Annotated in this window: 8 protein-coding genes and 1 pseudogene; 7 read left to right on the forward strand and 2 right to left on the reverse strand. The window is 58.7% G+C overall.

The features are described from left to right. A pseudogene (locus ACFT1A_RS29320) lies at nucleotides 1–752 on the reverse strand (glutamine synthetase); the annotation flags it as partial. Next, nucleotides 745–1,419 carry a hypothetical protein gene (locus tag ACFT1A_RS29325; RefSeq protein ID WP_378449868.1) on the reverse strand — a complete coding sequence of 225 codons (675 nt, stop codon included), beginning with the start codon at nucleotides 1,417–1,419 and terminating at the stop codon, nucleotides 745–747. The pseudogene ACFT1A_RS29320 and the gene ACFT1A_RS29325, both read right to left, overlap by 8 nt. 341 nt (nucleotides 1,420–1,760) lie before the next feature. On the opposite strand from ACFT1A_RS29325, the gene ACFT1A_RS29330 reads away from it, so the two are divergent. The 7 genes from ACFT1A_RS29330 to ACFT1A_RS29360 all read left to right on the forward strand — a co-directional run bounded on the left by ACFT1A_RS29330 (nucleotide 1,761) and on the right by ACFT1A_RS29360 (nucleotide 13,565). Then, the gene (locus ACFT1A_RS29330; protein WP_378449869.1) at nucleotides 1,761–2,354 is read left to right on the forward strand and encodes a TetR/AcrR family transcriptional regulator; all 594 of its coding nucleotides are present in this window, start codon (nucleotides 1,761–1,763) and stop codon (nucleotides 2,352–2,354) included. A 409-nt stretch (nucleotides 2,355–2,763) separates the two neighbouring features. Further along, on the forward strand, nucleotides 2,764–4,095 hold the full coding sequence (locus tag ACFT1A_RS29335; RefSeq protein ID WP_378449870.1) for an APC family permease: 1,332 nt from the start codon (nucleotides 2,764–2,766) through the stop codon (nucleotides 4,093–4,095). Between the two features lie 583 nt (nucleotides 4,096–4,678). Beyond that, entirely contained in the window at nucleotides 4,679–5,626 is a 948-nt protein-coding gene (locus ACFT1A_RS29340) for a phospholipase D family protein (protein ID WP_378449871.1), read from the forward strand. Nucleotides 5,627–6,326: 700 nt separating this feature from the next. Then, complete coding sequence (locus tag ACFT1A_RS29345) at nucleotides 6,327–6,584, forward strand: hypothetical protein (protein WP_029256882.1); 258 nt, start codon at nucleotides 6,327–6,329, stop codon at nucleotides 6,582–6,584. Nucleotides 6,585–10,881: 4,297 nt separating this feature from the next. Further along, complete coding sequence (locus tag ACFT1A_RS29350; RefSeq protein ID WP_029256883.1) at nucleotides 10,882–11,664, forward strand: ParA family protein; 783 nt, start codon at nucleotides 10,882–10,884, stop codon at nucleotides 11,662–11,664. Beyond that, nucleotides 11,661–11,975, forward strand: a complete 315-nt coding sequence (locus ACFT1A_RS29355; protein ID WP_378449872.1) for a hypothetical protein — start codon at nucleotides 11,661–11,663, stop codon at nucleotides 11,973–11,975. Before ACFT1A_RS29350 ends, ACFT1A_RS29355 begins: the two co-directional genes overlap by 4 nt. Nucleotides 11,976–12,590: 615 nt before the next feature. Beyond that, complete coding sequence (locus ACFT1A_RS29360) at nucleotides 12,591–13,565, forward strand: DUF2637 domain-containing protein (protein ID WP_378449873.1); 975 nt, start codon at nucleotides 12,591–12,593, stop codon at nucleotides 13,563–13,565. Nucleotides 13,566–13,631 lie beyond the last annotated feature (66 nt).

Genomic DNA, 13,631 nt, shown 5'->3' on the forward strand with positions numbered 1-13,631 from the left:
GGCGACCACCGAGCCATGAAGGTGATGGTGCGACCGTGCTCGTAGGCGACTTCCCGCATGATCTGCTTCGTTCGTACGTACCAGTCCGCTGCGGTGAGAATGTCGGTCGGTGGGAGATTTACTTCGATCTGGCCGTGCGCGGACTCGTCTGCCCAACCTTCCCAAGGGATTCCGGCCCGTTCGATGCGGTCAGCCATTGCGTCCATGAGCGTCGTGTAGTCCCGCGATCTGCTCAACAGGTAGATCGCGCCCTGGGTACCACCGAGTGGATGCAGGTTCGTGAAACGCTGTTCGCGGGCCTGCTCGATCGACTCTTCGAACACCGTGGCCTCGATCTCCACGGCCGCCTTACCTGTGAATCCAAGCTCGGCAAGCTCTTTGACCACACGTGCGAGCGTGGATCGTGAACACACCGGAAGCGGTGCCCCGTGTTGATCGACCAGATCACACATCACCGTGGCGAGACCTGGTAGTGATGCGTCGGTTGACAGAGTCGTAAGGTCGGGACGAAGGAAGACGTCGTGCATCTCACCGCGCCAATCCCCGAAGTCGAACCCGAGCTGAGCGGTGTTCCCGAGATCGACTGCGAGGGCGATATCGGCGAATCCCCAGCCCGATTGCGCTCCGGACTCAAACTTTTTGGGTGACAGATGTTTTCCGACCAAGGCGCCATCCAACGTCACGGTTTGTGCGCGAATCGTGCGAACGGAATTGTTGCCGATCCATTCACCGGGGTTGGTCGTGTCAGACATGGAGGACCGCCTTCATTGATGCTCCCGCGACGACCGACAATTGTCGGTTCGTGCCTTTGATGTAGAACTTCCCTGCGCGCAGGGAGTAGACGAACAGCTCGAAACCCGCGACCAGTCGGCGTAGATCTATCTCGAGGCCGTGAATTTCATACGCATCCGTTGTCGGCCCCACGTGCACGGCTGCGCCCGTGTCGAGAGCAGCCAGCGACAATCCGGGCATTCCCGGCAGGCCCGAAGCTTTCTCCCAGAATTCACACGCTGCGATGTCCAGCGTCGGTGGCTCTGGTTCGACAAGAGGGGTTAACGCGGCAACATTCGCAGTGCCCGCCAGGTGCTCGTCCTCGGATATCGCCAGTTCGTCGACGCTGATGCCGACCACAGGAACTGTCGACCCCTCGGGGCTACTGACGTGCACGCCGGTTGCTGTTCGAGTCAATCGCGCGCTTTGCGGATCACTGGTCGACTGCAGGTCGACTTCGGGGGGCATTGCCTCGAGAGCTTTCCTGCCTGAGTCGGAATCGAGAGCAACGCGCAGGCGGGTCACGACAGCTCGTACCAACGGGGGTGGGTCGAACTCCATCGTGACGGCGACGTCGGGCGCACACCGGGTATGGGATTCATCGGGTCGCGGTGGATCTGTATCCACCCGCTCTCGGATGTCGGTCATGGGGTGGTCCCTCCAGTTTCGGGGCATGGGGCAAGCGATTTGGTTGCGCGTCAGTGAGGCGCGGTTCTGCGCGATGTCGCAGCTCTCGCCCTGGTGTGATCTGCCAAGCGCTATAGTCGAGCAATGAAGTCAGTCACATGACTAACTCATGTGACTGAGATTATGGCGGATCGGAGCTAGCGTCAATAGGCAAACTGCAAGAGACCCCGAAGAGCGGCAACGACGCACCCGGAACGCACCGGGCAGATCAAGGATCGACCAGGGTGTCACGCACGCTGAGTGACATCGATACGCTCGACCCCTGGAGTCCCACGACAACGAGAAGGTGAACGGTAAAGCGAATGGCGTATCTGACAGCATCCGAGCGGCGGACTGCGATCGTCAAAGCCGCCGCCCGAGTCATCATTCGCGACGGACTGGCCGCGGCGACCACCCGCCGCATCGCCGACGAAGCCGGAGTCAACCTCGCTGCGTTGCACTACAGTTTCGACGGCAAAGGAGAGATCTACACCGCCGTGGACGACATGTTTCGTGCCACCACAGTGGGATCACGCCTGGTATCGACAACTGGCCGGACACGTCAAGAGATCATCCGTTCATTGCTCGAACGCTTCCAAGATCTTCTCCACACCGATCGGGACGTCCCGATCGCCCAATACGAGCTGCTGCTGTGGGCGCTGCGCAATCCGGACAAGGCCGAACTCGCCGGAGCCAGCTACACGACGTACATATCCGCCTTCGCCGATGAGCTTCGGCACGCAACCGACATCGCCGGCAGCGACGCCACACTGCTCGCCCGCTACACGATCGGCGCAATCGACGGAATCTACATGCAGAATCTCGCGACTGGCGCGACCGGAGTGAGCGCACCCGAACTCGACGCCATCTCGTCCGCGATCGTCGGCATCATCGATTCGATCCACCCGCCCCACTAGAGTTTTCCCGTTTCCCACCCGGCGCTGCAATCGACAGCGCCGGGCCACAGTCATGCCCGTAATCATCCGAATCCCGCAGCTGCATTCAAGGAATTTTCCGGAACTCCCGGAACTCATTGACGAACAGCAAGGGCGAAGCTAATCTCAGTCGATCGACTGATTCATGTGACTGACATTACCATCTCCTGAGGGCTATCCCGATCCTCACACGCGCGATCGCGGCCGATCCCGGCATATAGCCCCTGCCCGCACTCGACAGTGCACAAATTCAAGGACGCACATATGAATCACTCGTCGAATAATGCTGTAGCACAGACTGATACGAAGTCCATCAACCTTGAATCCGGCCATCTCAGCCGCCTTCAACTGACCCTCGCTGGCCATCTCGTCAATGATCCCTGCCGTCGGCATGGCGTCGTTTCCAATGCTGCTGGTACTCAACGCAGGACTCGGTGGTTGGGTCGCTGCTCTGCTCGCAGCGCTGACAGTCATCTGCGTCGGCAGAGCAGTGACCGTCTTCGCTAGCCGGTATGTCGCCTCCGGATCGCTCTACTCCTACGCCGGCGAAGTATTCGGGCGATGGGCACAGTCACTGATCGCAGCCTCGTTGTTCCTCGGGTATCTGGCGATGGTCGCAAGCATTTTGCTGGTCATCGGCGCGTACAGCGGTAGTTTTCTGCAATCTGTCGGCATCGAGGGCGGCCTCGATCGCCCTGCACAAATCGCGATCTACCTCGCCTCCGCAGCAATTGTCGCGGCGGTCACCTGTCGCGGACTAGATGTTTCGATCGTAATCGCGGTCCTACTCACCGCGATTTGTCTTCCACTGTTGCTGGCCATTACCGGGGCGAGTGCGATTCACACTGGTCTACATCTGCAGGAACAACTGACTCTTCAGGGCGCGTCCGTCAGCGGGATCGTGGCCGGCATCGCATCCGGAACTGCGTTCCTGGTCGGTTTCGAGGGGAGCGCGGCCCTGGCCACGGAGACCCGCGACCCGAAGAAGAATGTGCCGGCCGCCGTGATGAGTGTCCCCATCGTGCTTGGAACCTTGTACGTGATCGCAACCTTCCTACAGGCACCAGGAATCACGGAGACGTCCGACCAAATCCTTTCCGGCACATCATCCCCCGCCGCCCTGGCCGAGAATGCGGGCTTACCGACCGCGATGGGACAAATGACGGACCTCGTTGTCGCCGTAGCGACCTTCGCCGCACTGATCGGATTCGTCAACTACGGATCCCGCTTCGTCGCCACCCTGTCAGCCGAAAAGCTTCTACCACAAATGTTCACACGCATACACTCCCGATTCCACAGCCCTGTTTCCGCAATCCTGCTGATCATTCTCGGTGGCCTCTTCGGCATTTGCACTTTGGTGATCGGCGCCACGGGCCCACTTCCTTCTATCTATAACGCAGTGTCAACTCTGGTCGTCTATTTCTGGGTTAGCCCATACGTCGTCATCAGCATCGGCGCCGTGATGCTCCTCTTCCGCGAGCGCGCAGCCACCGCCGTGACAATCGCAGCACTGAGCGCCGGTGCCGTCGCAACCTCCTGGATCTATCTCAACGGAATCTTCTTCCCCGCACCGTCTCCAGTCAGTGCCATGTCCTACGTTGCGCTCGCAACCATCACGCCGGCCACTATCGCTTTTTACCTGATGGGGCGTCGAAGCCACGCTGACGCCTCCCAGCCACCACCTCACTTGAACTCGGAACGAGCGACTGCCCGAGAGCAGTAGACGAACCTCAAATTCAAGCCAACAAACCGGCTTCCCCGTCGCGAGGCACGGGCCCACTGGTGCATGAAGACCACGCCGCCCAACCTGCACTGGAACTTCGAGAAGCTCTCTGCACGTTCCTTTTTCGAGCACTGTCACGAGTCGCTCGGTCCGCCAGCGATCTTCATCAGTCACCACGTATCCACACGGTCAAGCGCCCACGATTTCAGGCCGACACGCCCCCTCCGTGCGTGGGGCCCCCACGATCCACCAGGCCCACCCTCACCTCCGCGGGATCGCGCACGGCGGAGAGTCTCCCGGTGAACTGTGCATTGCGCTGTTCGGACGGGTGGCAGACGCCTTCACCCGCACGTCCAGCCCTATTACTGCCACTGCCCCGTATCGGGCTCGAATGCCGAATCGACAGCGCTGCAGTAATATTGGGAATCACGCCGTCTGACCCAGCGGGGGGTGATCGCCACACCGTACTTCTACCTCTACGACAGATATCCGGACGGTACATTGCTTCGGAGGTGACGCAGAACAACGGCAGCTTCACTCAGGCGACAGAAATCGGGCACGATTCGCGCTACCGTTCTAGGTTATGGGGACCAGCTTCCACGGACCGAACCCGTGGCCACACATCACTCGCGCGATCCGTACACGAGGCCCGCGCTATGCCGCTGTCCCCTATCTTGGACACCTTGCACCTGAACTACTTCCACTTCGCAGTGGAGACCTTCTGGTCGTCAATGCTTCTACCGCGGCGATCCGCGCCCACGCCACTTCACCTGTCGTTCTTTCGCATTACCTCAGCAAGGGCGTTCGCATCCTCTCGTCGTCAGCACTGCACGCCAAGGTCATCGCGACGAACCAACGAGCTGTAATCGGCTCGGCGAATGCTTCCGAAAACTCTATATTCACCCATGAAGCTGTCATCATTTCCGATGACCCTCAAGTGGTCGCCGACAGTCGCGCATTTATCAACAATATCGACGAAACCACAGCGGTAGACCAGATATTCATCGAGAACGCTGAACGTGAATGGGCAATCGGGCGAGCCGTACCCATCCCCGGCATCGCAGGACGAACGCAGGTCCTCGACAACGACTTTCTTCCAACTCCGATCAACAGAGTATTTATCAGGCAAGACAGCGACCGCGAGAGCCATCCTCACATGCGCACAACAGCTGTGAAAAAGCCTTCAAAGAAGGACCTTTCGGTTGATCCGACTGCGAGATACCGACTCGAAACTGTCACAATCGAAAAGCCACGCAGCATTGCACGCGGGGACGTAATCATCCGCATCTCCATGGATAACGAATTGCTACTGCCACCCGCTGTCGTGATATCCAATCAGGAACGAATACCCTCCTCCCCCAGACAATTTCACTGCTTTCTCCGTGTTCGCAACGACCTACAACCGCTTCCTGTTGCATACGCCGAAAAGCATCTCGCCGACGTCGGGTTTCCCAGCGTACAACTGAGGCCCAACCACTATGTTCGCTCACTCAGGCTTCGGGGCGAACTCTTGGCGTTATGGAGTCTTTGACACCGAGAAACAAACATTGACGAAACGCACAACATCCCATCGAACGCAGGAGCACTTCGCTTCCGATATGTCGATCCGAACATTGCACCAGCGGAAGTCGAACAACATGCAACTCTGGTGCCCCACCTGTCGAACGAAATCCTTTGTGTAACTGCGATGAAGAGCAGTAACCGTGGCATTCACGCAGATCAACCTCGCCCCAACCGAAGTCCCATCACGACTCGCCCGCGAACACGATCGTAAAGTTCCCCCCATTCGAGACGCACATTCGACAAGAGGCCACGTCGAGGTTTCTTTCCGGATCCTTCCGACGCTCCTCTCACCCATCCACTGTCGACAGGCCCCTCTCCGCGTCACACGACAGTGCGCTGCGTAACCCCTCCCCCTCGTTCGATCACACATGATTGCACCCCGGCATTTCACAGTATGAGAGCCAAGCGTCTCTCTCAGCTCCTCAAAATTCGAACCGACTCCGACATGAGGACGCCATCGAGCGAACAAGCGCCGACACACCCAGGATCCGCCTTCGGCGAAGCCGTAGAAACACCTCGTCGAGCTCGTCGCTGGATGGGCCGGCGGCGGCCTGTGACGCGGGCCGCCGCAAAATCCCACAGAACTCCATGGCAACATCAACCACACGCGACACACCGAACAAGCGCGCCTACCCGTATCAGTTACAGATTGGTTCTAGTCTTTCCTCATGGCACAGCACAACAAGGGACCTCGCGGACACATCGCGACTCGTGCTCCCCTCAAGCAGCACAAGGTGTACGAGGATCGGGCCGCCGAACTCGGAATCCCTGCTGGGGACTACTCCGTGCTCATACTGGCCATCACACACGGACTGGATATACCGGACTACATCAGCGACAAGCTGCATCCGGAGCAGCTTCGACTTCTCGAAGTCGAAGCGGCCGGATCGTTGCGTCGCATCGAGCAGCTTGCGGTCGGCGCATGAACTATCCCTAGACAGCGAACAACCCCCAGGGCTTGGCGGCATCGGGGGCTGTCCGTTTATGCGGTTGTGGAAGCTTCCCAGCTTCCTGACCACCACTAACCCAGTGAAGGAAGAGGCGGTGACCACCACTACCTCGAAAGGAAGAGGCGGTGCTTACTCGATGATATCGCAGAAACGCAATTCCGCCACACCCGCGGACGTGTTCGCGGTGTCATTTCTGGCACGTCCAGATCACATTTCAGCTTTCGCGACGCCCAGATCATACTTCTGCGTCCCGAATGTCCCATCCGAGCAGGCCAGCACCGTACCCATAGCGGTACCGATGTGCGGCCGCCGGGTCGAACAGACCTCTCGAATGACCGCGGCCGCAACGCGCGTACAGCGGACCCGCAGACAGGGAGGCCGCCCCTAGTCGGCAGCGAGCGAAGCACCCCGATACCTAACTAAACAGCGCAGACCTCTTGAAAAGCACAAAGGCCCCCGAAGGGGGTGATTGGGAGCGGACCGCATCGCGGCGAAATAGGACTGGCAGGTCCTTGACGTCGACTGAGAACTGGCAGGTTCTCCGACATCTGTTCTCGAACATTCTCGAGAGGTGAGCTTCGAAAGTTAGCGCTTTCTCCGCTCGTACTGCATCCCCTGGAAGGGACTTACCTATGGCAGGTACGTCTCAGGGTAGCGCATACCCTGAATACACCCCAACTCATTCCATATCACCAACCTTCGGCGTGTCGCACATCGGCACCCAATCCGCTGTCCCTCAATCGACAGAAGTCGACGAATGGCACGCGGCAGTCGACGCTGCTCTCTCACGTATCGCTCGCATCGAAGCCGCCACACGGCAACTCAATGAGTCCACTGACCAGCGTGGACGCTCTTGGTCCCTACCTGTCGAACCAAGAGAACAAGCACGCGTTCCAGTTTGGACATCACGCAGGGAATGGCTCCGCCAATTCCGGCATCACACCACCAGTCCGGCCGGCAAGGCGTTGTGCGCGCGCAACCTGATCAAGCCCGACAAGGCTTACGCAGTGGCACAAGCTCACGCACATTTCGCCGAATCCCACACAGGCCGCGGGGTCTCCGCAGCAAAATCAACAATCGCTGCTCGGGCCAAAGTCAGCGAATCCTCTGTCAACCGCGCCAGGAGAGTGCTCATCGCTCTTGGAATGGGCATCGAACACGTCCGGGGGCGAAATCTCAAATCCCTGGAATTTCTCGCTGCTGAGGCCCACCACGGGGGTCAACAGCACCGCGCTGCGTCGACATGGTCACTGTCATCTCCTCGAACAGTCGTAGCAACGACACCACCTCGAAAGGTCGCCAAGACACTGCCGTCTCGTGCCTCTGAAAGAGCACCCCGCCGCGGCGCTCGCGGCCCTCTGAGGGACGACATCAGCCGAGTCAACCAGCCCCACACCGGTCGACCAGGGCCAACAGGAACTGACACCCTATCTAGTGTTGGTTTTTTATCTTCGGAAGTTCTTCCGTTAGGAAGAACTCACCAACGCGTGCGCGCGCGAACTCAGTCCACAACAAAAAAACGAAGCACCTCTCGGAGCACACCCCGGCCTCTGGCACTTCAAAGGACTGCGGCTGAACTCGTCAACCATGCGCCGGCCCTCAGACCACCCGGGCATATCGGGGCGATCTGCGATCTTCTCCGCGATGTCAAGATCGATGCGACGCGATGGACCGGCCGTGACATCGCACTGACGCTCTCCCGAGACACAGCAGACCGGGGGTGGATCTGGCCGACGAGATCCAGCCTGAGCTCGCCGTTGGGGTATCTCAGACGAAGGCTCGATGGCATCGACTGGACCGGAGAATCACCCAGCGAACAGCGTAGGTCGGCCGACATGGCGAGAAGGAGGGAACAACAACTACTTGAAAACTCACATTCACACCGTACGAAAATGGCAGCGGACCCGGACCACCGCTCGAAGATTCTTGCCAGCATTCGTGCGCACCTGAGCAAACTTCAGCATTGAGGCTTGCATGGCCCAATCCAAAGCTGCAAAGCACGTCCAGAATCGCGCGCATGGCGGACGACGATCATTGGTGAGAAGGATTGGGCTTGGATACAACCACAGGTTTGCCCCTGGGTTCGAATGCACATGGCGAGTTGATCGGGCACTAAGAATCAGGAGGACAGTATCCGGATGAGCCCTGCGCTCGACAACCATTTTCGACGAACTGACCCCTCCCAAACCAGTGAATAGTGGCCGTCGGGTCGCGTGGTCGCGCCGAAAACGGTGCGTTGGTGCCGGTTCAGGATCTGGGAAGGTGATCGAACGACTGCCGTCCCACAGTGTCGACGCGTTCGCACGCCTGAGGACGCGTCGACCTGTCGTGCGTCCCGCAATGCTTCGGTGCGGTGCGTCCGATCGTGAAATTTGATTTTCGCAGGTAGAACACTATTTCGCGCGGAGGAAATGCCTTGCGATCACTGCATGTGACGCATGCGTTGCGAGGCATTCTGGTCGCGCATGCCGTACATGCAATGCGTGCTTTGCAAGGCATGCATTGCATGTACGGCACTACTGTCGCGGGAAACTGTGGGCCACCTTGTGACGTTCATATCCGCCGACACGGCAGAGTAGGCATCCTGCATGGGATCCTTGTAGACCCCGGACGCACGTCTCCATCGCTCCCCCCACTCGGTCGAAGGAAATGCATGTTTGGGCTTAGCGAACTACGCGCCGCTGCGTGTGATTACCCTCCACGCGAAAATTCTGGTCTCAAAGCAGCGAAATCGGCCCTGACAGTGCTGATCTTTCCCACCCCGTTCCCTTACCTTGTTTCGTCACTGTGACGTTAGGTCGATGCCTGCTTTGATTCGCTTCGATGCCTACACCTCGACCGAACTTCGGCCCCATTTGGATCTCTGTATGTCGCTTGCCTCGTACCTCCGGATTCACACACTTCGACGTGCATTTCGCGCGGAAGTTTCGTTTCGGTACGGGCCCCGCGGTGCCTGAGATGTTAAAAAATGTTGTTCGCGACTCAGATGACAACACCGCTTGGCAGTGAAATCAGCTGTAGCTGCAAACTCTCAATGGACTTAGGTCTCCCTCCCCCCCCCCACCAAAAATGAGGGGGTTTCAGTGTGGTTGCTCCCCCTCCCCCCGCGTGCCGGACTCCACCTTGAGTGCACTCATGCAGTTTATTTGTGTGCTTCTTGCGGAATCGGTCCTTTGGAGTCCGATGAGATTAAATGTATTTTGGCTTCGAAAGGCAGCATGTGCATGTGTTGACATGCCTCCGCGGGGCAGCATCAGAGAGTTTCTGAAGTGGCAGTCCGTTCCCTCCGGCCTCGAAATGGTGGCCTGGGTACGGATGGCTGGATATTCCCCCTCGCGACTGCTGGACAATCCGTGTTGCCCACACCGGAAATTGTCGAATCCTTCCCTGATTTCGGGCCTTGAGTCCGTTGGCATCCGAGGAATTTCAGTTCGACCTCCTCGACAAGCTCACGGCTGCCATCTGCCTCCCGGTTCGATTCGGTGTCTGCAACATTTCGTGGGCGGGCGATCGCGGTAGTCGAACCGTTCTCGGCCGGTCGAAATTTAGCACCAATGTCGAATACTCGTGGCGGATTATCTTGATTCGCTCGATACCCGCAAGTGCTTTGACCTGCTTTTTTACGCGTGCATGCACTGCGTTTAATGCATGCAGTGCATGCAGAACATGCTGACTATGCAATGCATGTGCGGCATGCTCTGCATGACTGGCATGTAATCCACGCACAACGTGAGACGCGTTGTATGCACGCAGTGCGTGGTGCGCATTCACTGCGAAGATTGCGTGCTGCGAGAGCATCGCAACTGACGCACGCAGGGCATGCCGTGCAAAGATTGCGGGGTGTGCAGACGGTGCGATGAATGCGTTGTACGCAATTCGAGCGTGTATTGCGAGGAATGCAAGAAGAGCGTGTCGAGCGAAGCACGCATGACGTGCGGCGCTTGCATGGAGTGCGTTGTCCGCACAGTGTGCACGTAACGCAATGTATGCACGAAATGCATGACACGCACAGAGCGCAAGGCGTGGACGGCATGCAACACATGCGTGTTATGCTACGCGCGCACGTAATGCACAGTGTGCGTGTCTCGCGGGCAGAGCAGCCACAGCATGCACTGCATGCGGTGCTCAGATCGCGTGTGACGCGCAGTCTGCATGCAATCCACGTACAGCGTGGATTGCGCACACGGCAAGCAGTGCACATATTGCATGCAGCGCGTGATCCACACGCACTGCACGCCTCGCAAGCGTCAATGCCCTCGACGAAAGGTCCGCAATGCAGCCACGCAAAATCGCACTCGGCAACCAGAAGGGTGGCGTAGGCAAGACAGCCTCCACGCTCGGGCTTGCCAGCGCCATCACCGCGGTCGGCGGAAAAGTACTTGTCGTCGACATGGACCAGCAGGGCAATACAACCGGCGGCCTCGGCGTCACGCTCGAAGAGGGCATGATGACGGCCTACCACCTCATGAACCAGACCAGGGAAGGCATTGCAGCGGAGGCGATCATCGCTACTCCATGGGATGGCGTAGACCTCATTCCCGCGGACGAAGAGCTCGGAAAAATCGAATCGGATGGGTCGAATGACCTGGTGTTTCGCCTAGACGTTGCGTTCGAAGGGCTCGACCTTTCTCCCTATGACGCCGTGCTGTTCGACTGCCCTCCCAATATGGGCAAGGTGCTGTTCGCGGTTCTCATCGCAGCAGATGGTGTTGTCGCCATCACCGAGCCCACAATCGACAGCGTCGGTGGCGTTCAGAAGCTCGAAGAGACGATCGACACCGTTCGTAAACGAGCAAATCCCAAGCTGGCGTTCGACAAGATCGTGATCAGTCGAAAACGCTCCACCGGCGAACATGAGTTCCGAGAGAGCGAGTTACGGGAGACCTACGGAGCTCTCGTCGCCAAGACGTCGATCCCGGAACTCGCGGCTCGTCAGGATGCGCATTCGAATCGCACTCCGATTCACCAGTTCAAGGGCGGGAAGGCCTTGACACTGCAACTTGCATACAGCGACTTGCTCGCTGAGTTGCCCATCGTGATCGGAGCGCCGGCATGAGCGTGAAGCGGGAACCTGCCATTCGTAAGACCCATCCGGCTGAACTCATCCCGGAACGTCCGCCCAGGGGAGACGCGACCCCTACGGCACCTACACCTGCACCGGCGGCGCCTTCAGCGGACCTCGGCGGCCGCAAAGATGAGGAGGAGAAGCTGTCGATGACGCACAACACGCGCATCAAACCTTCGACCAAGGATCGTCTCCGGCGCGGTGTCGACAAATTGCGGTACGAGACAGGTGATCGCGAAATCAGTGAGGCGTCGATGACCGAGGCTGCGCTAGATGAATATTTGAAGGCCAGAGGATTGTAGAAACTGTGCGTGCACGGCATGCACTGCGTGCATGCACATGATGGATTGTCTTGATTGTGAATTTCGGTCACGGGCAAGGGTGGGGGCATCTTGTGCTTCGGTTGGAAGACCTGCGCAGCGGTGCTTAGCGCCCGCCGAATGGGTTTGCACCCGGGGAGAATTCCACGGACTTCAATATTTCGAGTGGCAGGCGCACGGCGAACCCGCCCCGGAGTGGGAGTCCTTGCTGGGGCCTGCAATGCCATGTTCCCTCAATCTGCTGACATTCCGCTCTGTAGCTCTTGAAAGCTATGGCAGCGCAAAGCGGCGAGCAATTTGCGTGAGCAGTCCGCTGCAGTCACGCAAAATCGCAGATCGCCCGCCATGCCTCTGGAATCAACAGGCGGGCAGTCGGCACGACATCGCCAATGTGCTTTGAGTACCACGCAAAGACAACATCAGTCGCCTCTCGCATGTGACCGCCACAAATCGCTATGAGCCCACACCGCACGCAAAAGCGGACCAACCACAGGAGTTCCACCACAAGAAATCTTCCGAAAACAAGAGGAGCCCCGCCGGCGGCAACCAGCGAGGCTCCAGACCGAGAACACCCCTTGCAGGAAGGAAAACCCGATCATGGGTGATTTTAGTCTGCGCGCCGCGCGGATCCAGCTTGGAGCACTGATCGCCGCACTACTCATCGCGATCTTCATCGCGATCGGGATCACCGCCGGCGCATTTGTCCTCTCCTTCGCAGTCCAGCGGGACCTCGCGCGCCAAGCAACCATCCCCGAAAACCTCGCATGGATCTTTCCCGTCATCGTTGACAGTGCAATCCTCGGATCCACCGTAGCCATCGTCATTCTGAGCAAACTGAAGATGCATCGGCGCGACAAATACTTCTACATTGGCGTTGCTGTTGCAGTGGTCGCGATCAGCATCCTCGGGAACGCCTACCATGCGTTCCACTCTGCAAATGTTGCGCAACAGGCCGTTGCGGCAGGTCAGAAGATTGGTTACTCGCCTCTCGACCCTGCCGTTGCTGCCATGATCGCGATCATTCCGCCGGTGCTCGTACTCGCCTTCACACACGGTCTGGGAATCCTGATCAAAGCAACGGGTATTGCATATTCCGACTACAAGATCGAGATCGACAATGCCGCTGCAGGCGTGGGCGCGGTCGCTACGCAAAGCCGCGTCGTGCGCAATGAAACAGCCGAAGGAGTTCAGCACTCTCTCGGCGTCGTAGAAACGCATCACGCACCGGAAAGCGATCCGCATCCGAGCCCCTCCGAACAGGCGAGGTCGTCAGTCGATCGGGAATCGTCGAACGACGAGTCGGTAGCGCACGCCGAACTGGAATGGTTCATTGCCACATCGGACCTACCCGACGCAGTCAAGGACACCGCACGACGCAAGCTCGCAGACCCAACTCTCACCTGGGAGATGATCGCTCAGACATCCAACCCTCCTGTTGCAACATCGACGTCGTGGCGCCGGTACGAAAAATTCGACACCGCGGCCCGAGTGGCCGGCTTCGAGAACCCCCCGCTCATCGACATGCGAGCCTCCGACGCCCAGTTCGCCGACCAACTCGTCCCTACAGCGTGACTTGCGCCGCAACTCAGCAATGCCACGGTCTCCGAGGGGCAGGAAACGCGCCATCATGGAGGGGAT

Origin of the sequence: Rhodococcus sp. NPDC057135 (genome assembly GCF_042670865.1) — a bacterium.
Classification (GTDB): Bacteria; Actinomycetota; Actinomycetes; order Mycobacteriales; family Mycobacteriaceae; genus Rhodococcus_F.